Source organism: Streptomyces sp. NPDC047061 (genome assembly GCF_040643955.1).
Classification (GTDB): domain Bacteria; phylum Actinomycetota; class Actinomycetes; order Streptomycetales; family Streptomycetaceae; genus Streptomyces.
This window is the reverse complement of record NZ_JBEYVI010000010.1, coordinates 60,578-84,600: the sequence shown is the minus strand read 5'-3', so window position 1 is coordinate 84,600 and position 24,023 is coordinate 60,578. Positions and strand designations below refer to the sequence as shown.

Here is a 24,023-nt window from a genome sequence, read left to right as displayed (position 1 = left end):
ACACTCCAATTTCTCGAACTGTGGATACACAGGGGGGATGGCGAGCAGGCGGGGCGCCAGGCGGCCCGCCGACGGCGCTGATGGGGGTCGGTGATCGAGGGCGGGGTGGCGTTGTAGGTGTCGGCGGGGTTGATGTCGGTGCCGGGCGGGACGATCGCGTCGACGGCATCCAGGACGTCGTCGGTGAGCACGATGTCGGAGGCCTCGATCGAGTCCCGCAGTTGCTGGGGCGTACGGGGGCCGATGATCACCGAGGTGACGGCCGGGTGCGCGCGGACGAAGGCGTGGGCCAGCTGTGGCAGCGTGAGGCCGGCCTGGTCGGCGACCTTGGACAGGGCGTCGACGATCTCGGCGCGGCGGGCGTTGGCCGGGTTGGTGGTGTCGAACATCGGCGGGTTGAGCTTGGCGCGGTGGGCGTCGGCGACGTCCCGGCCGCTGAGCCAGCCATGGGCGAGCGGGCTGTAGCTGAGCACGCCCAGGTTGTAGCGCTGCGCGGTGGGAAGGACTGCGGTCTCCACCGAGCGGTTGACGACGGAGTACGGCGGCTGTTCGGTCAGGAAACGGGCGTGGCCGTGCCGCTCGGCGACCCTCCCCCAGTTCTCGGCTTCGCTCGAACCGGGGGCACCCCCATCGCTTCCACGATCTTCTCGGCGGGGAACGTCGAGTGCCCGAAGGCGCGGATGAGGCCCGCTCGTTGCAGGTCGGTGAGGGCGCCGAGAGTTTCGTCGAGGCCCGTGTTCCAGTCGTGGCGGTGCAGTTGATAGAGGTCGACGTGGTCGGTGCGCAGCCGGCGCAGGCTGGCTTCCAGCGCGCGGCGGATCCAGCGCGGGGAGGCGCCCTGGCGGTTGGGGTGGTCGGCGCCGGGCAGGCCGAACTTGGTGGCCAGGACGACCTGGTCGCGGCGCCCCTGGAGCGCCTCGGCCACGATCTCCTCGCTCTCGCCGGCGCCGTAGACGTCGGCGGTGTCGATGAAGCCGATGCCGGCGTCGACGGCGTCGCGGAGCATCCGGACGGTTTCGGCGCGGTCGGTGTTGCCCCAGCCGCCGAAGTTCATGGTGCCCAGGGCGAGGGTGCTGACCGACATACCGGTCGCACCGAGATATCTGCGTTGCATGAATGCCAGACCTTTCAAGTGCGGGACTGAACTGGTCCTTCGGAGATCGGTGGACCCCAGGGCCCAGGTACGGCCGGCACGGAGCAGACCGTGGGAGAGCTGACGGAGCTCGGCCGCCCTGGACCCGACGACGACTCGACGGCACTGCGAGTCAGCCGTGTTCAGCCCGTGGGGCGCTTCAGTCGCGGATGGTCAGGCCGCCGTCGACCGCCCAGGCCTGCCCGTTGACCCACTCCGCGTCGTCGGACAGCAGGAAGGCGGCGGCCGCGGCCACATCCGCGGGCTTGCCCAGTCGCGGACTACGCATCGTGGACAGAATCCGGGCCTGCTACTCCTCGCCGATCTGCTCCTTCGCGATTTCGGTCAGGGTCACGCCGACCCCGAGGGTGTTGGCGCGGATGTTCTGCTTGCCCCACGCGGAGGCGACGTGCCGGGCCAGCGAGTTGATGGCGGCCTTGGACGCCCCGTAGGCCGGGCGCTCGGGCTCACCGATCCAGGCCGCGCCCGCCGAGGTGTTGAGGATCGCCCCGCCGCCCTGCTGCAGCAGGTGGGGGATGACCTCACGGATGGCGATGGCGTAGCCGAACAGGTTCACCTCGAAGGTGCGCCGCCACACGGCCACATCCATGTCCAGCAGGTTCTTGTCCCGGGCCAGGTGCTGGGCCGAGAGCTCGGCGCCGACGTTGAACAGCCCGTCGATCCCGCCGAACTCGGTGGCGGCGGTGTCGATGAGCGCCTTGATCGAGTCCTCGTCGGCCAGGTCGAACTTCACCGCGATCGCCTTGCCGCCGGCCTCGTTCAGGCGCTTGGCCAGCATTTGCCCGGCATCGAGGTCCCTGCCACCGATGACGACCGAGGCACCCTCCTCGGAGAGCCGCTCGGCCGTTGCCGCCCCGATCCCGGCGGTGGCCCCGGCGATGACGATCCGCTTGCCCTTCAAACCCTTCATGTCCCTCTCCCTCTGCTCTGTGGCCTGTGCACCGCTTCCTGGTCGGTCCACGGCATGGATGAGGCCGTTGTCCGTCGCGGTGACGTTCCGGGCTTCACGTTAAACCACATCTGTTGGTTTACCGACAGGCGATGGAAAACCGACATGTGTTGTCTTTTGGGGGTGGGGCACGGTAAGCTACGGAGGATGTCCATGACCAAGAGCAGCAGCGCCCAGCCAGGCGACCGACGCGTACGGCGCACTCGGGCGGCCCTGCAGCGCGCCCTGATCGACCTCGTTGAGGAGCGCGACCTCTCACAGATCAGCGTCGCCGACGTCGTCGACCGGGCCGAGGTGAACCGCTCGACGTTCTACGCCCACTACCAGGACGTGCACGAACTGGCCGAGACCGCCTGCACCTCGATGATCGACGACCTGATCGGGGTGGTCCTCGCCATCGACCCGGCCCGCGCGAACCCGTCGACCCCCGCGCAGAACCCGGAGGACCCCGACCCGCCACTGACGGCCTTCTTCGCGCACTTCGCCGAACACGCCGGCCTCTACCGCAGCTTGCTCGGACCGACGGGAAGCGCCCGCGTCATCGAGCACGTACGGCTGCGCACCATGGCGGCCGCCCACACCGCCCGGCAGATTCCCGCCACGGACGACACCCCGACGCCGAACCCGGCGGACGCGGCGGACGCGTCCGGGATCCCGCACGACGTACCCGCGGCATTCGTGGCCGGCGCGCTCATCGGCGTGGCCACCGACTGGCTGCAGCGCGGATGCCCGCGAACGCCGACCGAGATGACGATCGCGACCAAGCCACTCCTGCTCGCCCTGTCGACCGGGACCGCCGCGCCGGCCACTTCGTAATACCGGCAACCAGCGCCCAGGGCGGCCTCGCACCCGTCGGGCACGCCCTCTCTTGCGTCCGACCGCGGCGACCGCCGCCCGGGAGCCGTACCGAAGGCTGAACGGCGCTTCACTTGTGATCGTCGGCGCTGGAGGAAGGCGAAGTCGTGCTTCAAGGAGACGAAGTGGTGCGGGTGCTCCTGACGGCGGTCGCGACCCTGGAAGATCTCGTCAGGGTCGGATCCGACTCACGGTTTGCGTTGAGCACTCTGGAAGAGATCGCCTTTGAACTCGGCAAGATGGATTCAGGGGAAGGCCGGCGGTTCATCGAGGTGCTGGACCGTGTCGCTGCTGCGGAGCCGGCCCGTGCTGCCTGGATCCGGGACGTTCCGAGTGCACTGGGCCTTGAGCACGTTTGATCAGACAGACTGCCAGTCAGCTGCATCCGGATATGCCCGGGCGTCGCCGTGAATTCCTGTGAAATGAATCCGCTTGGATGTACCGGAGTAATGGAGGCATAACCTCTGTCAATCGCCCATGCCCTCGCCGGCAAGCAGGCTGAGGGCGGTGACGAAGTCCTCCAGGTCGGCCGCGAGCGGAGTGCCGTTGTCCCAGACGGCCTCGTAGGCGATCTCCACCGGAGCCCCGGCCCGGACGAGGGGACGGGAGCCGCCGTGGTCGTGTGTGATCTTGGACTGGGGCAGGAGCGCGGCGCCCACGCCCATCCGTGCCCACTCGTCCAGCACCCGGTAGTTGGAGGCCTCGCCGGGATAGGTCCGCAAGGGCAGGTCGTGGTCACGGAAGAGCTCGGTGGTGAAGGTGGTCAGTCCGCAGCTGTCCGGTACGAGGATGTAGGCGGCGTCGGCCGCGGCCTGCAGCTCGATCGGGGTCTCGGTCCGGGAGTCGGCCGGGTCGATCACGACGACCGGTTCGCGGGCGATGACGCGATGCCGGAACGTGGGCATGGCCTGTACCGCCGGCACGAGGAGGATGTCCAGGCTCCCTGCCTTGAGGTCCTCGCGAAGGTGTGTGAGGTCCGCCTCGCGCAGGACCAGGTCGTGCGGAGGCTCCAGGTTGCGCGCGGCATCGAAGGCCCGGCGGGTTTCCCGCCAGTTGGCCGGTGCGTTCGGAGATGTCCTGGCCCACGCAGAAGCCGGCGATGTGGTCGAAGGCCTTGTCGGCGGGGATGTCGCGGCCGCCCAGGGCGAGCACGACCACGAGTTCGATCTCCCAGTCGCAGGTGGCGGTCGGCAGCGGGATGTCCTCGGCCGGTCCTGCGAGGGAGGACGGGAACTTGGTGAAGACCAGCGGGGAGTCGGGGATTCCGAGGCCCGTCTCGGCGCCGTGTTCCCGGTAGTTGAGGCCTACGGCGAAGATCTGGCCCGGTGCGGTGACCGGAGGCCCGAGGCGGGTCGCGTCCGCCACCAGGTCGGCCAGTGTGGTGGAGGGGTCCACTGCGGGGCGGGCGGTGGCGAGCCAGTCGCGGATCTCGGGGATCCGGGTCAGGGCCGCGTCGGGATGCGCCGGAAAGCGGCCTCGGGACGCGGCTGCCAGGTCGATGACGCCGTCGGCCGTGACGACGACGGCACGTCCGTCCAGGTTGGCGAGTCTCATGGCGGCTCAGTCCTCGACCTTCACCGGGGGCTCGGTGTCGCTGAGCAGCTCGCGCAGCTGCTCGTCGGAAGCGGTGGCGAGGAACGCGTAGATGTCGTCGGGGAAGTTGATGTGCGGCTTGGCGCGGTCCAGCGCGGGCTGCGGCAGCGCCTGGGGCGGACGCACGTAGTCGGCCGGCTGCCGGTAACGGGCGAGTTCCGCCTCGTCGATACCGGCCAGGGCGACGACCTCCGGGTCGATCCAGGCCCGGTCGTCGATGGCCTCACCCGCGGTGATCTCCAGCACCATGCCCTCGGGCCCGCCGAAGTAGACGGACTGGCAGAAGCCGTGGTCCACGGGACCCAGCGCCATGATGCCCCGGCTGCGGATGCGGTCGCGCAGGGTCAGCAGCACCTCGACACCCGCCACGTCGAAGGCGACGTGCTGCATGGCACCGGCGGCGACCGGACTGGTGGGGGAGGAGGCGTGCGTCAGACCCCACTCGGTCCGGCCGGGGTTCTCGGGGTGCTGGACGAAGGCGATGTAGGACGTCGGGTTGAGCTCCAGGAACGCGTGCCAGGCGCCCTCGACGCCGTGCATCCAGTACAGGGCCTTGAGTTCGCAGCCCAGTACGTCCGTGAAGAACTCGATCTGGGCCTTGATGTCGCGGGTGGCGATGGCGAGGTGGTTGACGCCGCGGGGGTGGACGGTCATGTCGATCACTCCTTTGTGATCACGCGTCGACGGGGGAACCGGCGCGCAGGGTCCTGCGACACCAGTCGCCGACCACCTGGGCGTAGTCGGCGGTGTGGAAGAGCATCAGCTGGTGGACGCCGTCCGGATGGACGTGCAGTTCGACCGGACCGCCGGTGGCGCCGGCGACGGCACGGGCGAGGTCCGGGGTGAACACCGGGTCCTTCTCCCCGACGGTGAAGAGGATCGGCTTGGTGTTCTCCGCCAGGGGGACCGCGGGCTCGTAGCGCATCAGGGATCCCCAGGACGCCAGGTCGTAGGACCAGGTGTTGAGCGGGTCCGACCGCTTCTGGCGGTCGGCGCCCGCGTAGCCGTTGTCCTCGTCGAAGTCGTAGAAGCGGCCGATGTCGAACTGCAGGGCCTCACCGAAGAGCGCGATCAGCTGCTCGTAGGCCTCCGTCCGGAACGGGTTCTCGGCCGGGATCATCGGGGAGGACGGGATGGCGTACCCCATGAGCACGGCGCCGGCGAAGACGTCGGACGCGGCGTGGGCGCAGTACGCGGCGGCGGCGCCCAGCGACGAGCCCTTCACGAACACGGGAAGCCCGGTCTCGGCGGCGATGTGCTCGCCCATCCCGACGGCCGCGGTCGTCCACTCGTCCAGGGTGAACCGCCCGGCGGGCCGGATCGTCCGGGAGCGGCCGTGGCTCGGCGCGTCCATGGACCACACCTCCGCGCCGAGCCCCGCGTAGTGGGCGGCGAAGGTGTCGTAGATCCCCCCCGTGGCCGCCGATGCCGTGCTGCACGAGCAGGACGTGGTCGGCCTCCGGATGGGGGTAGCGGTAGGCGAACGTCTCGCCGACCACGTGGTCCTCACGTTTCATGACTGCCTCTCATGACTGCCTCCAGACGGCGGGCGTCGTCCTCGCACCCCGCCAGATGTTGATGAGGATCAACTTTAAATTGATGGGGGTCAACATCTGGCGTTAACATGGCGGCCATGAGCCCTGCCCCCTCGCGTACCGGACGACCGCCGGCCGAACTCGCCCCCGCGACCCTCGACGAGATCCTGGGCGGGGCCCTGCGGATGTTCGCGGAGAAGGGCTACGACGGAGCCTCCGTCGCGGCGCTCAACCGCGAGCTCGGGGTCAGCCACAACCTCATCCACCAGCGCTTCGGGTCGAAGGAGAAGCTCTGGTACGCCACCGTCGACTGGGCCTTCGCCGGTATCGCGGCCGAGCTGCTGCCGGAGCTGGAGAACACCGAGGGCGGGCCGCTGGAGCAGACGCGCCGGATCATCCGCCGCTTCGTCCTCGTCCACGCCCATCGCCCCGAGGTGCTCCGCCTCGTCAACATCGAGGGTGTCGCCGAGACGCCCCGGCTCTTCCATCTGTACGAACGGCACATGGAACCGGTCCTCAACATGCTCGTCGCGCCCCTGCGCGACCTGATGGAGAAGGGCGAGATCGCACCCGTGCCGATCCGTACGCTGCACTTCCTCGTCGCGCACGGCGCCAGCGCCCCGTACAGCCTCCTCGGGCTCGCCCGTCGGCTCGGCCCCGGTGATCCGCTCGACCCCCAGGCGATCGCGGAGCACGCCGACGCGGTCGCCGACCTCGTCATCGGAGGGCTGCAGTACCGTACGCGGCACGGTGGGGGGCAGCCGTGAAGGTGACGCTGACCTTCGACAACGGCCCGACGGCGGCGGTCACCCATCAGGTGCTCGACACGCTCGCCGCCCACGGAGTGCAGGCCACGTTCTTCCTCGTCGGCGAGAACCTCCGTGATCCGGCGAACCGCGCCGCGGCCGAGCGCGCCGCCGGGGACGGGCACTGGATCGGCAACCACACCCTGACCCACTCCGTGCAGCTCGGCGACAGCCCCGACGCCGACACCGCCCGGCGCGAGATCGGCGAGGCCCAGCGCCTCATCGGCGAACTCGCCACCCCGGGAAGGCTGTTCCGCCCGTACGGGCGCGGCGGCATCCAGGACCGGCTGCTCCTCAGCCGGGCGGGACTCGCCCGGCTCCGGCGCGACGAGCACACCTGCGTGCTCTGGAACAGCGTCCCCCACGACTGGGACGACCCGGACGGCTGGGTGGACACCTGCCTCGCCGACATCGCCACCCGGGACTGGAGCCTGGTCGTCCTGCACGACCTCGCCACCGGCGCGATGGATCACCTGCCCCGTTTCCTCGAAGGCCTGGCGAGCGCCGGAGCCGACGTCGTCCAGGACTTCCCGCCCGACTGCGTGCCGATCCGGGACGGTCGCGTCCGGCGTTCGCTGGAGCATCTCGTGGCCGACTGACAGGGAGCCGAAGGAGGGAGCCGAGGCAGGCATACTTCTCGCGTGTCGAAGCCACGTGATCAGAAGCAAGGGGGTGGCGCGCCGGTGCGGCGCTCTCCGGGCCGTCCGCCCGTTCCGCTGGAGCGGATCGTCGCCGCGGCGCTGCAGATCGTCGACGAGGAGGGCGCCGAGGTCCTGTCGATGCGGACGCTCGCGCAGCGCCTGGGATCCGGGACGGCCACGCTCTACCGGCACTTCGACAACCGCTCCGCTCTCGTGGCGCACGTGGTGGACCGGGTGTTCGGCACGGTCGAGATCAAGGGCGACGAGCTGGCCGCGGCAGGCTGGCAGGAGGCCTGCCGTACGGTGGCGCAGGCCATGTTCGACGCCTTGGGCCGGCACCGTGGTGTGGCGCCGTTGCTCGTCGAGCGGATCCCCATCGGCCCCCATGCCATGGCCGTGCGTGAGTCCTGCATCGCGGCGTTGCTCGCCGACGGATTCCCGCCGAAGACCGCGGCGCAGGCGTACGCGACGCTGTCGCGCTATGTGCTGGGTTTCGCGATCCAGTTCAGGGGCCCCGGCGGCGCTGCACAACTCGACGGGGCCGAGGCGTCCGCCGTGTTCCGGGAGGCCGACCCGTCCCGGTATCCCGCCACCGTGGCGGTGGCGGCCTGGATGCCCGTACCGCTGGAGGACGAGTTCGCCTTCGGGCTCGATCTCGTCCTCGACGGGCTCGGCCGCCTCCGGGACGGCGACTGACCCGCGCGGACGGCCGGTCTTCAGCGGAAGGTGAAGTGCTCGGCGTGCACGTGGTCCCGGGGAAGGCCCTGGCGGTGCAGGGTCCGGCTGAGGCCCTCGACCATGGCCGCCGGGCCGCAGAGGAAGACGTGCAGGTCGGGAGTTATCGGGCCGGCGGCCTGCTGGATGCGCTCGGCGGTCAGGCGGCCGTGGGTGCGGCTGAAGGTCGGGTGCAGTCGGAGGCGGGGGAGGCGTTCGGCGGCCGCCGTGAGTTCCGGCAGGAACGGCGCGGTTTCGGCGTCGGGAGCGCAGTAGAAGAGGTCGGCGGCGGGCAGGGTGCCGCTGGGGTGGGTGAGCCAGCCGAGGAAGGGCGCGATGCCGATGCCGCCGGCGATCCAGATCTGGCGCGTTCCGCCGAGGGTGTGGTCGAACATGCCGTACGGGCCGTTGAGGGTGGCGGGCAGTCCTTCTCGTACGTCGCCGTAGATTCTCCGGGTGCCACGGCCGAGCGCCCGGATCGTCAGGCGCACCGTGCCGTCGGGGTGAACTCCGGCCACGCTGAAGGGGTGTTCGCGCCAGGCACGGCGGCCTCCGACGCGCAGGTACACGAACTGGCCGCCGGTCAGGGGCAGTCCCTTCGTGCCGACGGGGGTGAGGGTGAGGTCGACGACGTCGGAGGCGGGGCGGTGGACGCGGCCGACGGTGTAGTCGGCCCGGGGTTCTCTGCGGCGCAGCACCAGTTCGTCGTAGGCATAGGCGGCCATGCCGGTGAGGCCCATGGCGAGGTAGACGACCAGGAGAGGTGTGGATCCGCCGATGACGAGGTCGAGGAGCCAGCCGTGGCCGAGGGCGGCCAGAAGCAGCAGGCCGGTGAGGCGGTGCAGGAGCAGCCAGCGCTCGTACGGCAGCCGCAGGATCCGGCCGACCCGGCCCAGCGAGACGACGACCAGCGCGAGCAGGCCGATGGCCGATCCCGCGCCGAGCAGGTGCCCGATCCCCACGAGCTGCCCCTGGTGGGCGTCGACGTCTCGGTACGCGCGCCCGGCGAACAGGAAGTGGAAGAGGATGTGGGGGGTGAGCAGGAGCATGGAGAGCAGGGCGTACTGCCGGTGCCGGACGTACATGCGGTCCAGGCCGCCGAACCACTGCTCCAGCCACGGCAGCCGGGTGGCCAGCACCAGGGTGCACGACATCAGGTAGACGGCGGCGACCCCGGCGAACTCCCCGGCGAAGTACAGCGTGTTGATGCCGTCGGGGCGCAGCCGGTCCCAGGCCAGGTACAGGACCACGCCACCGGCCGCCACGGCCAACGGGCCGGCGTGGCGTTTCTTCAGGCGCACGTCCACGGGGGCACGGTAAATCCGTACGGCGTAGAAGGTCATGATGATCAGAAAGGGCATGGTCGGTCTCTCGGATGCGGGAGGTGTGTCACGTGCGGAGCTGTTCACGGGGCATGTGCTTCGGGGCGTTCTTCGGGGTGGTCTTCAGGCTGTTCTTCGGGAGTCATGCCACTGCCCAATCCGCGGAGGGCCACCAGGGCGCCCGCGGCCAGGAGCGCCACGCCGACGCTGAAGCCCGTCCCGGCGGTCCGCAGCCCCACCGCGCCGGCGGCCAGACCCACACCGATCACCGGCAGCGAGATCGCCGTGTACATCACCACGAAGAAGGCCGAGGCCACTTCGGCGCGCCGCGCGCTGGGCGCCGTCGAGTTGAGCACGGTCAGGGCGCCCCGGAAGGCCACGCCCTGACCGAGCCCCGCCATCGCCCCGGCGGCCACGAGCAGGAGGAGTGAGGCCGCGGCGAGCCCGGCGGCGAGCAGGGCCATGCCGACGACGATCAGCCCGCACGCGACGGGCAGGGCCCGGTGGCCGAGGGGCTTCACGAGGACGATCTGGCCCAGTGCCGATGCCGCGCACAGGGTGCCGGCGACCGCGCCGGCCAGGGCCGGGTCGGGAAGGCCGAGGAGGCGGCTCAGGAAGGACGGCGCGACCGAGGTGTACAGCCCGAGCACGGCGAATCCGGCGAAGCCGGCGGTCGAGGCCCGGACGAAGGTGGCCCGCATCGCGGCGGGCACGCGCGGCCAGGCGACACGCAGACGCAGACGCGGGCGTGGCATGGACGTCGGCACGGGCTCGGGCATCAGCCAGAGGCCCGCCACCGCGGAGGCCAGCAGGAGCAGATCCACCAGGAAGGGCAACCGCATTGGATCGGGGGCGAGTTGGGCCAACGTGCCGGACACGAGCGGCCCTGCGCCCAGGCCTCCGATGTTCGCCACGGTGGCCACCAGGGTGGCGCGCTCGGAGCCGCCCCGGCCGGCCAGGTCGACCAGGGTGGCCGTCGCGGTGCCGGTGAAGACGCCGGCCGACAGTCCCGACAGCAGCCGTGCCACGAGCAGCAACGCCAGGTCGTGCGCGGTGAGGAAGACCATCGCACTGAGTGCCGAACAGGCGAGTCCGGGCAGCAGGGTTCGGCGGCGCCCGACGGCGTCGGAGACCCGCCCGAACAACACCAGGGCGGTGAGGACACCCAGCGCGTAGGCGGCGAAGACCACCGTGGTCGTCAGGGTCGAGAAGCCCATCTGCCGTTGGTAGAGGGGGTACAGCGGTGTCGGCAGAGTGGCGCCGAGCATGGTGATGTGGAATGCCAGAGCCACCAGCCAGAACGCCGTGTCCGGTGGCACGGTCCGCCGGAGCGGACGGCCGCCTGCTCGCGAGGACGGGGGAGTTCCGGGCGGGCGGGCGCGCGAGTCGGGAACGGTCATGTGCCGCCCCTGCGACCTGTTGGCACGGCCTTGCCGGGCTGTTGGGTGCTCATGTGGCTCTCTCTCCGGTCAGGCGGCCGAGGAGCGGGAGGAACCGGCGCGGATCGTGCTCAGCAGCCGTCGTCCCGACCGCAGCAGCCGGTCCTGCACCTCGTCGAGGCCGGTGTGGAGCAGGGTGTGGTCCCGCTTGCGCCAGCGACCGGCGATCATGACCGCCTCGATGTTGGCGATGTCGGCGTGCAGGACCGTGGCGACCGGATCGTGCGCGGGCCACAGATTGAGCGCCCGGGCGTCGACGGCGACCAGGTCGGCCTGCAGACCCGGCTCGATCCGGCCGACCCGGTCGGCGAGACCCAGCGCCCTGGCTCCTTCGACGGTCGCCCAGGCCAGCGCCTGCCTGCCGGTGACCGACGGCGTGTCGGCGTACGTACCGGTCGTCCGCCGGTGGTGGGCGTGGTCGAGGCCGCGCTGGTGGGCGAGGGCGATCCGGGCGGCGGTGAGGACCTTCCCCGGTACGACGGTGTCCACGTCGGTGCCCAGCGACGGGGCGCTGCCCAGGCGCAGCAGCGCGTCGGTGACCAAGGCCCCGTGGCCCTGGCCGAGTTCGTTCTCGGGGGTGCTGGTGAAGGTGACGCCCGCCTCGTCGAGCGTCTTGACCCATTCGTCGGGCAGGTCGGCGCCGTGCACCACGTTCGTACGCGGGCCGAACAGACCGGCGGCGCGAAGGGCCTCCCAGCCGGGCGCGAGCTCCCCGCCGCTCTGGTGCATCGACACGACGAGCCCGCGTTCCGCGGCCGCGCGGAAGTCGGCCACGGCGGTCTCGGGAGCGGAGTACTGCGGCCCCTGGAGCGCCATGCCGAGGGTGAGCAGGGCATGGCGGCGGACGGGCCCTGCCAGCAGTCGGTCGATCTCGTCGAGCGGGTGCGGGACGTCCGGGGCGCGATAGGGCGTGCCGTGCAGGAAGGCGGCGCGGATCCCGGCCTGGACGAGGCCCTCGACGGCGGCGTCGGCGTGCTCGGGCGTCAGGCTGTTGTGACACCAGTCGCCGAGGGTGGTCGTACCGCAGTTGATCTGGTTGAGCGCGCCGGCGAGGTTGCCGACGTACATGTCGTCGGGGGTGTAGTTGCCGACGCACTCGCCGTGGAGGTGGGTGAGGTACTCCATCAGCGTCCAGTCGGCGCCCACCGAGCGCAGCGCGGTCTGCCAGGTGTGCAGGTGGGCGTTGACCAGGCCGGGGATGACGATACGGCCGGAGAGGTCGACGACCTCCGCGTCGGACGACCCGAGGTCCGTGCCGACGGCGGCGATACGGTCGTCCTCGACCAGGACGTCGACGGGTTCGGCGTCGGGCCGGTCGGACGCCATCGTGACGACCTGCGCACCGCGCAGGAGCGTGCGGCTCATTCGGTGGCCCCGGCACCGGTGCTGGGGCGGCTCTTCCGGGACATGGTGCGACTCTCCTGGGACATGGTGCGGCTCCTTGCCGGAGGCGTCATCGCCTGCGCGGCCGTCTGCGTGGTGGTGAGGAAGTCCCGGGTGGCGATGTGCCCGATGTAGCCGTCGGGACGGATCAGCAGCAGGGTGTCTCCGGTCAGGCCGTAGGCCCGCTTCAGCGTGTTCGCGGAGTCGGAGAAGGCGACGCGGTCGGCGGCTCCGCCGGTGTTGACGGTGATCTTCTTCAACCGGGCGCCCGTCGTGGGCCAGTCGAGCCGGTCGACGGCGCGGGCGGCAGGCGGGCCGTAGGCGATGGCGGTGAAGTGCGGTCCCCGGAAGGCGTCGAACAGCCGCAGCCGGGCGCCGTCGGGACCGAGCAGCTCGGCGTCCGGGGCGCGGTCTCCCACCCGCAGCGTGCCGGTGCGTGCGCCGTCGGCGGGAGCGAGCGGCCCGCCGTAGTAGGTCAGGGCGAGCTGCTGTTCGTCCTTGCCGCGCTTCATGCTCGACGGGTCGAGCTTGGCGATGCCGGCCCACTTCTCCGTGGACAGCCCGAGGACACCCGCGGCGACGGGCTGGCGTTCGGCCTCGTAGCTGTCCAGGAGCTGCGGGTCGGCTCCGGCGAGGACCTGGCCGAGTTTCCAGCCGAGGTTGTAGGCGTCCTGGACGCCGGTGTTCAGTCCCTGGGCGCCGGCCGGGGTGTGCACGTGCGCGGCGTCACCGGCGAGGAGGACACGTCCGCGGCCGTAGTGCTCGGCCAGGCGGATGTTGGGCCGGAACACGGAGGTCCACCGGATGTCGTGCAGCCGGATGCGCCGGTTGCGGGTGTGCGAGCGGATCCGTTCGGTGATCTCGTCCCTGTCCAGGGAGGGTTCCTCGTCGGGCGCCAGCCGGATGATCCACTGGAACAGGTCGCCGCCGGGCAGCGGACAGGCGCCGACGAGCCGCCCGCCGCGGCCGGGCCACATGTGCCACCGGTTGCGGGACAGGCCGCTGACCGTGGCGTCGACGATGAGGATCCGGTCGCTCTCGTCGGTCGACCCGACGAAGCCGATGCCGAGCTGCTTGCGGACCTGACTCGAACCACCGTCCGCCCCCACGACGTACCGGGCGGCGATCTCCTCGATGCCGTCCGGGCCCGCCACCTTGGCGAGGGCGGTGTCCGCGTCCTGAGTCAGCTCGACCAGTTCCCTGCCGAACTCGGCGCCGCCGTGCAGCAGTTCCAGCCGGGCGTGGAGGGCTCGGTCCGTGCGGAACTGCGGGATCAGCCACGTGTTGGGATAGGGAACATCAGAGGTGACCCGCTTGTGGGGGAACATGCGCCACGGAACCGCCAGCGGCCCGAGATGGACACCGAGCAGCGGATAGTGGGTGCCCCCGGCCAGCACGTCGTCCAGCGCGCCCAGGTCGTGGAGCACTTCGAGGCTGCGCGGCTGCACCCCTTTGGCCCGGGACCCTGCGAACGCCTGCGGTGCCTTGTCGACGACACGGACGTCCAGGCCGCGCCGGACCAGGTCGATCGCGAGCGCCGTACCCGACGGGCCGGCCCCGACGATCAGGACGTCGATGACGTTGTCGGCCTTCATGCCTCAAGCCTTTCGGAGTGGGTTTCCACGAAGGCGCTGATCCGGTCCGCGACCACGCCCGGGTGTTCGAAGGGGGGCATGTGGCCGCACGCGTCGATGACGTGGGATTCGAGCGGCTTCAGGAGGGTGCGCGCCTGGTCGAACTGCTCGATGGGGGTGACGTGGTCCTCGGCCCCCCACAGCAGCATCGTGGGCACACCCGACGCGGAGGTGTGCCGGAACAACCCGGCCCGCCGGTGGAGAGGGAAGTGCTGCAGCGTGTCGAAGACCGCGTGCAGGGAGCCCTCGCACCGGGAGGCGTCGCGCAGCATGACGGCCAGTTCGGCGCCCTTGGCCGGATCGCGGACCTCGCTGCCCAGGTGGCCGTCGAGGAGCCGGCGTCCGGACCGCCTGGCCACGAAGGAGGTCAGCAGGTCACTGCCCAGGACCCACCGCGGCAGCGGCGGCCTGTCCCTCAGGCCCGCGGTGTCGATCAGGGTGAGCGTGGAGACGCGCTCCGGGTACCTGTTCGTGTAGGCCATCGCGATCAGCGCGCCCATCGAGGTGCCGACGACGTGCAGGGGGCGCGTGAGGCCGAGCCGGTCGGTCAGTTCGGCGAGCTGGCGCACGAACAGCGCCTCGTCGTACCGCGCCTTCGGCCGGTCCGAGTACCCCCGCCCGTACAGGCTGAGGACCAGTGTCCGCAGTCCTTTCGCGCGCAGCTCCGATGCCAGGCCGTCCCAGAACGGCAGCGGAACGGTGAGCCCGCCGACGAACACGGCGACATCGCCCTGCTCCGGCCCGCTCAGCTCGTACTGGGTGACGCCGTCGGACAGCTCGGCGAAGCTGCCGCGCAGGGTCTTCCGGGAGGCGGTGTCGAGCCGGCGGTCCTCGCCGGGTGCCGCGTAGTACTTCACTGTCGGCCTCCTTGCCGCCACTGCGCTTCGTCGACCTGGGAACCGAGGAAGGCCTCGACGGCGTCGCCGACCCAGCGCGGCTCCTCCTCCGGCAGCAGGTGCCCGGCATCGGGATGCACCAGTTCCCGGGCCCCGGGGATGTCCCGGGTGAAGTGCTGGCCGTCGATGCACGCGCTGCGCAGGACCAGCGTGGGTGCGGTGATGCGGGGGATCAGACCGCTGCGGTCCGGCTGGTCGGTGTTGACCAGGTCGACGAAGGCCGACCGGTTCCCGCGCCGGCTCATCAGCTGGTACGCCCGGTCCACCATGACGTCGTCGACGATCGTCGAGCGGGGGCCGACGGCCGTACGCAGGTTGCGTTCGACGACTCGGCGCGGCATGGCCCGCCGCAGCAGCGGGCGCAGCAGCGGGTTGCGGGCCAGGCGCATCCCCGCGGGCACTGTCTTCTCCGGGTAGCCGGTGGCGTTCACCAGCACCAGGGCGCTGACCTGACTCCGCTGCTCCAGTGCGACGTTCCAGGCGATGTTGCCCCCCAGTGAATTGCCGGCCAGCGCGTAGCGGGTCAGGCCGAGGACATCCAGGAAACGGGCGACCGTCGCGGCGTAGGTCTGGATGCGGTAGTCGCGGTCCCCGCGTGGGCCGGTGAGACCGAACCCCGGCAGGTCGGGGCGTACGACGTCGAACGACGACGACAGCAGGCCCGCGACCTCGGTGAAGTGGTGCAGGGACGAGCCGCTGCCGTGGAGCAGTACGAGCGCGGGACCGTGTCCGGCGCGTTTGTAGTGGACACGCAGGCCGTCGACGGCGACGAACCGCGAGTCGGGCTGGGGATCGGACCAGGAACTCATATCGGCAACACTGTTGCCGATATAGGTTCGATGTCAAGAGCTCCCGGCTTGCGTGTGACAAGGGGAACGGGTGGGATCAGTCCACCGGCCGCGGAAAGGCGGGGTCGGGCGCTGGACCTCTCACCCGGCGGTCAGGACAGGCGTGCGGCGAGCAGGACGGCGTCGTCGTGCCGGTGTTCCTGAAGGAGACCCTCCAACGCCACGTCGACGAGGTCTTCGAGCGGCGGGGGCTGCGAGCCGGCGGCCGCCTGCGCATCCGACGCGCTCGTGCTGAGCCGGTCGATGCCCTCGCTGATGTCCATCGTCGGTGACGAGACGAGCCCGTCGGTCAGAAGGAAAAGCGTGGTGCCCGGAGCCATCTCGCACGTGACGGTTTCGCAGAAACTGGGGGCAACACCGATCGGCAGCCCGGTCGAGACATCCAGAGCGCGGCTCTCACCGTCGGGGAACAGCACCACCGGTGGTACATGCCCGGCGTTGGAGACGGCGAGGCGGTGGGTTCGGGCGTCGTAGACAGCGCAGACGCACGTTGCGAGCTGGTCTCCGTGGAGGCGCTGCGCCTGATCGCTCAGCCGGTTCAAAGCCTCGTGCGGGGGAAGCCCGAGCTGGACCAGGGCGTTGAGCGCACTGCGCAGTTGCCCCATGAGGGCGATGGAGAGCGTGGAGGATCCCATCACGTCCCCGGCCACGAGCGCGACGGTCGGACCCGGCAGGGGCACCGCATCGAACCAGTCCCCACCGGACCGCCGCAGATCGGACGCCGGGAGATAGCGGTAGGCAATCTCCACGCCCTCCAGATGCGGAATCTCGCGGGGCAGCAGCGCGCGCTGCAGGAGGAGCGGGTGAAGGTCCGACTCCGGCGGGATGACGGCCCGCGCCCGCGGCACCTGCTGCTCGTCACTCTCCTGGGCAGCCCGGAGCCACACCTCGTGCAGCACCCTCTGATCCTCTTCAGGGCGGCCGCCCGGTGCTTGAGAGGACAGGACCTCCACCAAGGCGTCGATCACCCGCCACTTCGGCAGCCGCCGGCTGCAGAACGCGTCATGAACGGTGCTCCGGGAGATACCGGCCCCCTGCAGGACCCGAGCGACTTCCATCAGGCTCGGGCGCCCGGCCAGCAGGTGCAACCGGTGCAGCGCGGCGTTCAACTCCTGGTGCGCACCGGACAACTCGGGCTTACGCAGCTGCCCGGCACGCCCCATCCCGGCCCCCGTCCAAAACCATCCGAATCCGTCCAGGAATCATGCCACCGCGTACGACCCTGGCGGAGGCCGTCCGAAGGCATCGCAAACCAACAGCACGCCGTCCAGCGACAGTCGCCGCAGGAGAACCTCGTCACGGCAACGCCCCTCTCTTCACCTCCAGGGGGCAGCGTGCGAAGGGGACCACGATGACTTCGAAACGAAACAAGACGCCCACCAGGACACTCCAACGCCTGGCACGGAGCGCACTGTTCGCCATGGTGCAAGGAGCATCGGCAGCAGCTGGAACGGCGCTGTTCGCCGCCGGCGCCTGGTGGTGCGGCAACCGCTGACGGACGCCCGCACCCAGGACATGTCCAGAAGCTCCCGGGCGACGCTCGACGGGGGTCGAGCCGGCTGGGACCTGCGCCGGGCGATGTTCACGGGTCTGATGAGCCGGATGCCGGATGCCGGATGCCGGAAGCCGGATCGAGGGGTCGCTTCGTGCCGGTCGGGCCCCGGCATGCCGCTGGCTGGTGCAGGGCAACTGCGGGCAGCGGGCGGTGAGTTCTCGTGTCGGTGGCGGGCCGGACCGCACCGGTGGACGCCGCCCTTTCTGACGCTCGCGTCGGCGGAACCGTTTCGCCGGGTGCCTGTGTCCTCTTTCGCGGGAGGTGGTTCCACACGGCGGGGCCGCCTGTGAAGGGGGATGCCATGGGAGAGATACGCGAGGGGGCACGGTTAGGGGCCTGGGCCGTCGCGGGGGTCGTCGGGCTTGCGGTGTTGTGGCTGGTCGGGGCGCTCGCCTTCGGCGGTGCGGCGTGGATCACCGCCCCGTTCCGCGGCGCGGAGGAGCAGCGCGAGAACACCGTCGGCTCGGGCGAGTTCCGGCAGACCACCTACGAGGAGTTCTTCGATCTGTGCGAGGCCGTGCAGAACGCCGAAGGGACGATCAAGGTCCTCCAGGAGGAGCGGAAGACCGCCTCGGAGACCCGCACGGCGCAGATCGACCAGTCGATCACCGCGTTGAAGGCCACCCGGATCGAGTCGGTCAACGACTACAACTCGAAGGCCGCCCAGGAACACCGCGCGCCCTTCCGCGACAAGGACCTGCCGTACCGGCTGGACGCCGGCGCCAAGCGCACGAAGTGCACCAACTGATCCCCATCTCACCCGGGAAGAGGGCAGCACCGCATGAAGAAGCACGCACGCATGGCCCTGGCCGCCGTCATCGCACTCGTCGTGGGCCTGGCCCTGGCGTCCTGCACCAGCGACTCCAGCCAGGACAAGGAGAACAAGCGCAAGCAGGAGACCTACGACCACCTCGTGGCCGAGCAGCCGGCGGTCCCCATGCAGTACTCGCCGACCCGCGAATCGATCAACCAGTGGATCAAGACGTGGGGGAAGCGGGGCAAACTCTCGTACGTCTACATCCAGAACGCCAAGGGCGAGTACGGGTACTTCATCATGAAGGGCCTGCCGGTGCCGCGCTGCAAGATGCTCACGCCGACGGAGAGGGTGGAGACCTACTCCGAGGGCGTCGCGGTCCTCTCGCAGCCCGGCATGGACGGCACGTACACGTCGGGTTCCACCTGCAACGCCTACTACGGTTTCGACGCCACGACGGGCGCGTACATGGAGTTCACGGTCGGCACGAACCAGTCGTTCTTCCTGTTCGACCAGCCCATGACGATGCCGGAGTACGCCAGCGCCAAGCAGCTGGGGCCGAGTTCGGTGAAGGACGTCGAGAAGAAACAGTGAGCGGTCGGAGGGCCGGGGGGTGGGGGGAGTGTTCCGGCCCCCCGGCACGCCGGGGGCCGCGGCCTGCCTCCGCCGGTTCCCGCGTCGTTGCCGTTCCGGCGAAACCTCGTCCGCCCCATCGCTCTCACGTACCGCACCCGATAGTGTTAGCGCTAACACTGCACGCCTGCAGGAATCCGTCCCACCGTCCGCCAGGAGCCCCCAGCATGCAGCAGCCCGCCCCGGCCCCGCACGGCGGGGAACCCGCCGGGCACGGTGCCGACCGGCACCGCTCGGTCAGCATCTTCGACGTGGCCAGGGCGGCCGGGGTCTCCCACCAGACCGTCTCCCGCGTGGTCAACGAGAGCCCCAAGGTGCGGAAGGCCACCCGGGACCGGGTGCTGGAGGTCATCGACGAGCTGGGCTACAAGCCCAACCGGCTCGCCCGCGCACTGGCCGGCGGGCTGGTGCGCTCGGTGACCGTGCTGACCTCGGACACCACCCTGTACGGGGCGTCCCTGGCGCTGCGCGGCATCGAGGAGGCCGCGCGGGCGGCCGAGTTCGCGGTGGCGATCAGCGTCCTGGACGAACGGGCGCCGCTGACGCCGGAGGACGTGGCGAGCCGGCTCGCCAGGCCGGGTGAGCCGGTGCTCGTCATCGCCTTCAACGCGCCCGGGGAGCGTGCCTGGCACGCGCTGCCCGCGGAGTTCCCGGCGGCCGCGGTCGTGGAACGGCCCCAAGACGGGCATACCCGCGACCGGCCCGAGGCCTGGCTGGACGACCGTGCCGCGGCGGCCCAGGCCACCCGGTATCTGCTCGGCCTGGGCCATCGCACCGTCCACCACGTGGCGATCCCCTCGTCCACCACCAGGGTCGGCCAGCGGGCGGAGGGCTGGCGGGAGGCCCTCGCCGACGCCGGGCGTCCGGTACCCGAGCTGCTGGAAGGCGGCTGGAGCCCGCGATCCGGGTATCTGGCCGCCCGCGCCCTGGTCGCCGACCCGCAGGTGACCGCCGTGCTGTGCGGCAACGACGAACTGGCGCTCGGCGTGCTGCGCGCGGCGCGCGAGGCCGGCCGGGACGTGCCGGGCGACCTGAGCGTGGCCGGCTTCGACGACGCGCCGTACGCGGCCTACACCCACCCTGCCCTCACCACCGTGCGGCTGGACTTCGAGGGGCTCGGCCGTGGCGCCTTCGGGATGCTGCACCGGCTGCTCGACCCGGAGAACGCCCCGCCACCGCCCCCGTGGCGGGAGCCCGAGCTGATCGTCCGGGAGAGCACCGGCCCGGCACCCGGCCGCTGACACACCGGCATCGCCTACGGCACACTGCTCCATTCGCGGGGGATGTGAGCGCTCACACTGCTCGGTTCCGGCCCCGACCTCGTCCTCCCGCAGCGTGGCGGGAGGGGAAAGCCAGGTACCCATGTCCTTCCGTACCCGCACACCGCAGGCGGCCCCGCCGTCCCGCCGCCGCACGAGATCGCGCCTGTCCGCGACCCTGCTGGCCGCCGCCGCGCTCGTCGGCGCCGGCCTCGCCGTACCGCCGCCGGCCGCGGCGGCCTCCCAGACCTTCACCGTAGACCTCGGCACCACCACCGGCGCCGTCCTGCGCGGCTCGAACGGCGCGCTCTACGGCCAGAGCGACGACGGGGTCCCCGGTGACAACCTGCTGGCCCCCCTGAAGCTGACCACCGGCTCGCAGAAGCCCCCGAACGGCGCCCAGCACCCCAACGGCGACATCCTCCAGGTCGCCCCCTCGTTCTTCCGTAACGGCGGCGGGACGATGTACACCAACATCCAGGACGAGTACTCGGACTGGCCGTACCAGAACAACGGCATCGCCGACTACCTCACCCAGGTCGACACCGCCGTGAACGCGGTGAAGGCGACCTCGTACGCGGCCAACGTGGTCTTCGTCCCGTTCAACGAACCGGACGGCAACTGGTACACCGGGCTGGGGAGTTCCACCTCCAGCACCTACGCCTCGGCGCTCAGCAGCTTCGAGTCCGACTGGAGCACGGTCTACGCGCGCATCAAGGCCGACTACCCGGCCGCGAAGATAGCCGGACCCAACACCGCCAACTTCAACAGCAAGTTCTTCGGTGACTTCCTCACCTACGCCAAGGCCAACGGCCAGCTCCCCGACGTGTTCACCTGGCACGAGCTGGGCCCGAGCTCGCTCGCCAACTACCGCTCCCACTACACCGCGTACCGCGCGCTGGAGACGGCCCGCGGTATCGGCGCCATCCCGATCAACATCGACGAGTACGCCAACCGGCGCGACCTGTCGGTGCCCGGGCAGATGATCCAGTGGGCCTCGATGTTCGAGGACACCAAGGTCTACGCCCAGCAGCCGTACTGGGACATCGCCGGCAACATGTCCGGCAACACCGTGCACACCAACGTCCCCAACGGGTCCTGGTGGTTCTGGCACTGGTACGCCGGGATGACCGGGCAGACGGTGAAGACCACACCGCCGCAGCTGAACGTCCAGGACACGCTGCAGGGCATCGCGTCCCTCGACACCGGCCGCAAGCAGGCCCAGGTGATCGTGGGCGGCTCCGCCACCGACACCAACGTGCTGATCAACAACATCCCGAGCGCCACCTTCGGCAGCAAGGTGGAGGTCACCGTGCAGGCCCTGGACTGGAGCGGCTACGAGGGCGCCTCCGCGCCCCCGCAGACCGTGTCCCGCGCCGCCTACACCCCCTCCGGCGGCTCCATCACGGTGCCGCTGACCGGCCTGAACTCCATGTCCGCGTACCGGATCACGGTCACCCCGAACGGCGGCGGCACCGCCACCGCGCCCAGCGTCCCGTCGTACTCCTCCTACGAGGCCGAGAACGCGGCCATCACTGACGGCACCGTCGTCCAGCAGGCAACGGGCGACAGCTACGGCACCGCCCAGCTGTACGCCACCTCCGGCACCAAGGACGTCGGCTACCTGGTCAACAGCGACAGCAAGGTCGTCTTCACGGTGAGCGTCCCCTCCGCCGGCACCTACAACCTGCGGATCTTCTACGGCAACGAGAACGGCTCCCCGTCCCAGCAGGTGCTGCGGATCGACGGCGCCAACCCGCAGTTCGTGACCTACCCCTCCACGCTGAACTGGCAGTACCGCTCCAACGTCACCGTCCCGGTCACCCTGAGCGCCGGCAGCCACACGGTCTCGCTCGCCGTCGCCGACTCGACGCTCGGCACCTCAGCCGGGCAGGTCACCCTGGACAAGATCGACCTGACCGCCGTACCGAGCACACCGGAGACGGTGTACGAGGCCACGCTCGCCGACGTCAGCGGCAGCCCGTCGTACTCGTACAGCGACGTCGGCGAGACCGGCACCGGCCGGCTGGTCATGGCCTCCGGGGACAAGGCCACCTTCGACGCCTACGCGCCCACCGACGGCTACTACACCGTCAAGACGGACTACTCCTCGGCCGGCGGCAGCACCGCCCTCGCCCTGAACGGCACCACCGTCGCCACCTACGGCTCGTCCGGCGGCTCGGCCACCACCTCCAGCAGCAGGCTGTACCTGACGGCGGGCATCAACCGGATCGCCGTCGCCCCGAACAGCGGCACCACCCTCACCCTCCGCGACCTGAAGGTGGACGGTGCCGGTGACACCACCGGCGTCACCAAGTACGAGGCGGAGAGCGCCACTCTGGCCGGCGCGGCCAAGGCGCAGTCCGACAGCTGGGCCTCGGGCGGCAAGAACGTCGGCTACGTCGGCGGCAGCAGCGCCAACACGCTCACCTTCGGGAGCGTGACCGCGGCCGCGGCCGGGCGCTACACGGTCGTCGTCCACTACGCCCAGAACGACCGGGCGGGTTCGGACAGCTACAACACCAACGTCGAGTCCCGCACCGCCCAGTTGTCGGTCAACGGCGGTACCGCCACCACGCTGACGTTCCGCAACACCTACAGCTGGAACGACTACTGGACGCTGCCGATCACCGTCGGTCTCACCGCCGGGACCAACACGCTGAAGTTCTCCAACTCCTCCTCCTGGGCCCCCGACTTCGACTACGTCGAGGTCGCCCCCGTCAACGGCTGACCGTCGCATCCCCGTCAACGGCGCGCCGGGACGGTACCCCCGTCCCGGCGTGGCCCGTGGCGCGGATCAGCCAGCGGGTCGCCGTCAGGCAGAGCAGGGAGATGCCGCCGAGCAGGAGGGGGACCGTACGGGTACCGGACCATTCGATGGCCTTGCCCAGCGCCGGACCCGCGGCGACGCCGCCGGCCATGGAGGCGGCGATGACCAGGGCACCCGCCCGGCGGGCCTGCGGCGCGGCCCTGTTCAGCCAGGGCAGGCCGGTGGGGAAGATCGGGGCGATGAAGAGGCCGATACCGGCGTACGCGTAGGGGGCGAGGGCCGGGACCGTGGCGAGGAACAGGCAGACCGTCATGCCGGCGCAGGAGACGGTGACGATCGCGGGGGCGGAGAACCGCAGGGTGAGCGGGGCCACCAGGAAGCGGCCGACGGTCATCATCAGCCAGTACACGGAGGTGGCCGTGGCGGCGAGCCCCGCGCCGTAGCCGACGGACTCCAGGTGGGTGGGCTCCCAGCCGCCGACGCCGGCCTCGATGCCGACGTGCAGGACGTAGAGGGCGACGAAGACGGCGAGGACCGAGGCCAGACTGCGGACGCGTGGCCGGGGCGTCTCGGTGCCGGGTTCCGCGGTGCCTGGTTCCGCGGTGGCGCCGGACGGTCGTGGTATCTCGTCGCGCACGCCCTTCAGGAACAGCAGCAACGGCAGGTTGACCAGCGCGAAGGCGAGGAAGAGGGCTGGGTAGCGGTCGGAGCCGACGGTGCCCACCAGGGCCGGGCCGAGGATCGCGCCGATGCCGAAGTGGGCGTTGAGGATGTTGAGCATCGCGGTGGAGCGGTGGCCGAACCCGACGGCGAACAGCTGGTTGAGGCCGTAGTCGATACCGCCGAAGCCGAGACCGGCCAGCAGGGCCGCGGCCAGCGCGAGCGGCCAGTTCGGCGCGACCGCGAACCCCGCCGCCCCGACCGCCATGAGCAGGTACGACGTGCCGAGGATCCGCCGGTTGCCGATCCGGCCGAAGAGCCGGTCGAACAGCAGCACGCCGACGACCCCGCCGACGAAGTGCGCGCTCAGCCCCAGCCCCGCGGCCGAGGGGGAGAGCCCGAACTTCTCCCGGAAGGCCGGGATGGCCGGTCCGTACAGGGCCTGGAGCGCGCCGATGAGCACGAACCCCACACAGGAGGCGACCACGGCGGCCCGGCGAAAGAGCGGGACGTCCGGCGGGACGGGCCGCGCGGTCGGTCGTTCGGTCACGCGGTCTCCAGGCGACGGCCCACCATCTCGTGGGCGAAGGACATGATCGTCCCCTGCGGGCCGACGCCGAGGGA

The 24,023-nt window shown here is 70.8% G+C and carries 21 protein-coding genes and 3 pseudogenes; 10 read left to right on the top strand and 14 right to left on the bottom strand.

Annotated features, from left to right (window positions below; all coding sequences use genetic code 11):
- Positions 1–68: 68 nt before the first annotated feature.
- Together ABZ887_RS17190 and ABZ887_RS17185 are read right to left on the bottom strand one after the other, a co-directional pair.
- Positions 69–1,114, bottom strand: a pseudogene (locus ABZ887_RS17190) (aldo/keto reductase); the annotation flags it as partial.
- Positions 1,115–1,292: 178 nt separating this feature from the next.
- Positions 1,293–2,063: pseudogene (locus tag ABZ887_RS17185) on the bottom strand (SDR family oxidoreductase).
- 192 nt (positions 2,064–2,255) lie between these two features.
- Here ABZ887_RS17185 and ABZ887_RS17180 point away from each other — a divergent pair.
- Both ABZ887_RS17180 and ABZ887_RS17175 read left to right on the top strand, forming a co-directional pair.
- Positions 2,256–2,918 (top strand): TetR-like C-terminal domain-containing protein, encoded by a 663-nt coding sequence (locus ABZ887_RS17180; protein ID WP_361289534.1) that lies wholly within the window; start codon positions 2,256–2,258, stop codon positions 2,916–2,918.
- 167 nt (positions 2,919–3,085) lie between these two features.
- The gene (locus tag ABZ887_RS17175; protein ID WP_361289531.1) at positions 3,086–3,316 is read left to right on the top strand and encodes a hypothetical protein; all 231 of its coding nucleotides are present in this window, start codon (positions 3,086–3,088) and stop codon (positions 3,314–3,316) included.
- A gap of 108 nt (positions 3,317–3,424) precedes the next feature.
- Here ABZ887_RS17175 and ABZ887_RS17170 read toward each other — a convergent pair whose 3' ends face one another.
- The 4 genes and pseudogenes from ABZ887_RS17170 to ABZ887_RS17155 form a co-directional block, all read right to left on the bottom strand.
- Entirely contained in the window at positions 3,425–3,970 is a 546-nt protein-coding gene (locus tag ABZ887_RS17170; protein WP_361289847.1) for a substrate-binding domain-containing protein, read from the bottom strand.
- A 40-nt stretch (positions 3,971–4,010) separates the two neighbouring features.
- A pseudogene (locus ABZ887_RS17165) lies at positions 4,011–4,511 on the bottom strand (fumarylacetoacetate hydrolase family protein); the annotation flags it as partial.
- Between the two features lie 6 nt (positions 4,512–4,517).
- Positions 4,518–5,204, bottom strand: a complete 687-nt coding sequence (locus tag ABZ887_RS17160) for a VOC family protein (RefSeq protein WP_361289528.1) — start codon at positions 5,202–5,204, stop codon at positions 4,518–4,520.
- Between the two features lie 19 nt (positions 5,205–5,223).
- A complete protein-coding gene (locus ABZ887_RS17155; protein WP_361289525.1) occupies positions 5,224–6,060 on the bottom strand; it encodes an alpha/beta hydrolase in 837 nt (278 codons plus the stop codon).
- 123 nt (positions 6,061–6,183) lie between these two features.
- On the opposite strand from ABZ887_RS17155, the gene ABZ887_RS17150 reads away from it, so the two are divergent.
- The 3 genes from ABZ887_RS17150 to ABZ887_RS17140 all read left to right on the top strand — a co-directional run bounded on the left by ABZ887_RS17150 (position 6,184) and on the right by ABZ887_RS17140 (position 8,228).
- Complete coding sequence (locus ABZ887_RS17150) at positions 6,184–6,852, top strand: TetR/AcrR family transcriptional regulator (protein WP_361289522.1); 669 nt, start codon at positions 6,184–6,186, stop codon at positions 6,850–6,852.
- Entirely contained in the window at positions 6,849–7,490 is a 642-nt protein-coding gene (locus tag ABZ887_RS17145) for a polysaccharide deacetylase family protein (RefSeq protein WP_361289519.1), read from the top strand. The genes ABZ887_RS17150 and ABZ887_RS17145 overlap by 4 nt, the downstream gene beginning before the upstream one ends.
- Positions 7,491–7,574: 84 nt before the next feature.
- Positions 7,575–8,228 carry a TetR/AcrR family transcriptional regulator gene (locus ABZ887_RS17140; protein WP_361289516.1) on the top strand — a complete coding sequence of 218 codons (654 nt, stop codon included), beginning with the start codon at positions 7,575–7,577 and terminating at the stop codon, positions 8,226–8,228.
- A gap of 20 nt (positions 8,229–8,248) precedes the next feature.
- On the opposite strand, the gene ABZ887_RS17135 is transcribed toward ABZ887_RS17140, so the two are convergent.
- The 7 genes from ABZ887_RS17135 to ABZ887_RS17105 all read right to left on the bottom strand — a co-directional run bounded on the left by ABZ887_RS17135 (position 8,249) and on the right by ABZ887_RS17105 (position 16,877).
- The gene (locus ABZ887_RS17135) at positions 8,249–9,607 is read right to left on the bottom strand and encodes a ferredoxin reductase family protein (protein ID WP_361289513.1); all 1,359 of its coding nucleotides are present in this window, start codon (positions 9,605–9,607) and stop codon (positions 8,249–8,251) included.
- Positions 9,608–9,651: 44 nt separating this feature from the next.
- The gene (locus ABZ887_RS17130) at positions 9,652–10,968 is read right to left on the bottom strand and encodes an MFS transporter (RefSeq protein ID WP_361289510.1); all 1,317 of its coding nucleotides are present in this window, start codon (positions 10,966–10,968) and stop codon (positions 9,652–9,654) included.
- Positions 10,969–11,037: 69 nt separating this feature from the next.
- Positions 11,038–12,372: an amidohydrolase family protein gene (locus ABZ887_RS17125; RefSeq protein ID WP_361289507.1), complete on the bottom strand. Its 1,335-nt coding sequence runs from the start codon at positions 12,370–12,372 to the stop codon at positions 11,038–11,040.
- On the bottom strand, positions 12,369–13,985 hold the full coding sequence (locus ABZ887_RS17120; RefSeq protein WP_361289504.1) for an FAD-dependent oxidoreductase: 1,617 nt from the start codon (positions 13,983–13,985) through the stop codon (positions 12,369–12,371). Before ABZ887_RS17120 ends, ABZ887_RS17125 begins: the two co-directional genes overlap by 4 nt.
- A complete protein-coding gene (locus ABZ887_RS17115; protein ID WP_361289500.1) occupies positions 13,982–14,881 on the bottom strand; it encodes an alpha/beta hydrolase in 900 nt (299 codons plus the stop codon). Before ABZ887_RS17115 ends, ABZ887_RS17120 begins: the two co-directional genes overlap by 4 nt.
- Positions 14,878–15,729 carry an alpha/beta hydrolase gene (locus ABZ887_RS17110; RefSeq protein WP_361289497.1) on the bottom strand — a complete coding sequence of 284 codons (852 nt, stop codon included), beginning with the start codon at positions 15,727–15,729 and terminating at the stop codon, positions 14,878–14,880. The genes ABZ887_RS17115 and ABZ887_RS17110 overlap by 4 nt, the downstream gene beginning before the upstream one ends.
- Before the next feature lie 131 nt (positions 15,730–15,860).
- Positions 15,861–16,877: a PP2C family protein-serine/threonine phosphatase gene (locus ABZ887_RS17105; protein ID WP_361289494.1), complete on the bottom strand. Its 1,017-nt coding sequence runs from the start codon at positions 16,875–16,877 to the stop codon at positions 15,861–15,863.
- A 242-nt stretch (positions 16,878–17,119) separates the two neighbouring features.
- On the opposite strand from ABZ887_RS17105, the gene ABZ887_RS17100 reads away from it, so the two are divergent.
- From ABZ887_RS17100 to ABZ887_RS17080, 5 genes are all read left to right on the top strand, one after another.
- Positions 17,120–17,263: a hypothetical protein gene (locus ABZ887_RS17100; protein ID WP_361289491.1), complete on the top strand. Its 144-nt coding sequence runs from the start codon at positions 17,120–17,122 to the stop codon at positions 17,261–17,263.
- A 361-nt stretch (positions 17,264–17,624) separates the two neighbouring features.
- A complete protein-coding gene (locus ABZ887_RS17095) occupies positions 17,625–18,071 on the top strand; it encodes a hypothetical protein (RefSeq protein WP_361289488.1) in 447 nt (148 codons plus the stop codon).
- 33 nt (positions 18,072–18,104) lie between these two features.
- Entirely contained in the window at positions 18,105–18,671 is a 567-nt protein-coding gene (locus ABZ887_RS17090; RefSeq protein ID WP_361289485.1) for a hypothetical protein, read from the top strand.
- A 206-nt stretch (positions 18,672–18,877) separates the two neighbouring features.
- Positions 18,878–19,951, top strand: coding sequence for a LacI family DNA-binding transcriptional regulator (locus tag ABZ887_RS17085; protein WP_361289482.1), 1,074 nt, complete (start codon positions 18,878–18,880; stop codon positions 19,949–19,951).
- Positions 19,952–20,072: 121 nt separating this feature from the next.
- Entirely contained in the window at positions 20,073–22,700 is a 2,628-nt protein-coding gene (locus ABZ887_RS17080; protein ID WP_361289479.1) for a CBM35 domain-containing protein, read from the top strand.
- Here ABZ887_RS17080 and ABZ887_RS17075 read toward each other — a convergent pair.
- A complete protein-coding gene (locus ABZ887_RS17075) occupies positions 22,690–23,949 on the bottom strand; it encodes an MFS transporter (protein ID WP_361289476.1) in 1,260 nt (419 codons plus the stop codon). The two genes, ABZ887_RS17080 and ABZ887_RS17075, sit on opposite strands and share 11 nt — an antisense overlap.
- Between the last annotated feature and the right edge of the window lie 74 nt (positions 23,950–24,023).

What these genes read in the sequence shown, in the direction of transcription:
- ABZ887_RS17130 (WP_361289510.1), bottom strand. Translation starts at nt 10,968, where the DNA reads ATGACCGTTCCCGACTCGCGCGCCCGCCCGCCCGGAACTCCCCCGTCC.
- ABZ887_RS17120 (WP_361289504.1), bottom strand. Translation starts at nt 13,985, where the DNA reads ATGAAGGCCGACAACGTCATCGACGTCCTGATCGTCGGGGCCGGCCCG.
- ABZ887_RS17150 (WP_361289522.1), top strand. Translation starts at nt 6,184, where the DNA reads ATGAGCCCTGCCCCCTCGCGTACCGGACGACCGCCGGCCGAACTCGCC.
- ABZ887_RS17160 (WP_361289528.1), bottom strand. Translation starts at nt 5,204, where the DNA reads ATGACCGTCCACCCCCGCGGCGTCAACCACCTCGCCATCGCCACCCGC.
- ABZ887_RS17110 (WP_361289497.1), bottom strand. Translation starts at nt 15,729, where the DNA reads ATGAGTTCCTGGTCCGATCCCCAGCCCGACTCGCGGTTCGTCGCCGTC.
- ABZ887_RS17085 (WP_361289482.1), top strand. Translation starts at nt 18,878, where the DNA reads ATGCAGCAGCCCGCCCCGGCCCCGCACGGCGGGGAACCCGCCGGGCAC.
- ABZ887_RS17100 (WP_361289491.1), top strand. Translation starts at nt 17,120, where the DNA reads ATGACTTCGAAACGAAACAAGACGCCCACCAGGACACTCCAACGCCTG.
- ABZ887_RS17090 (WP_361289485.1), top strand. Translation starts at nt 18,105, where the DNA reads ATGAAGAAGCACGCACGCATGGCCCTGGCCGCCGTCATCGCACTCGTC.
- ABZ887_RS17180 (WP_361289534.1), top strand. Translation starts at nt 2,256, where the DNA reads ATGACCAAGAGCAGCAGCGCCCAGCCAGGCGACCGACGCGTACGGCGC.
- ABZ887_RS17080 (WP_361289479.1), top strand. Translation starts at nt 20,073, where the DNA reads ATGTCCTTCCGTACCCGCACACCGCAGGCGGCCCCGCCGTCCCGCCGC.
- ABZ887_RS17135 (WP_361289513.1), bottom strand. Translation starts at nt 9,607, where the DNA reads ATGCCCTTTCTGATCATCATGACCTTCTACGCCGTACGGATTTACCGT.
- ABZ887_RS17095 (WP_361289488.1), top strand. Translation starts at nt 17,625, where the DNA reads ATGGGAGAGATACGCGAGGGGGCACGGTTAGGGGCCTGGGCCGTCGCG.
- ABZ887_RS17125 (WP_361289507.1), bottom strand. Translation starts at nt 12,372, where the DNA reads ATGAGCCGCACGCTCCTGCGCGGTGCGCAGGTCGTCACGATGGCGTCC.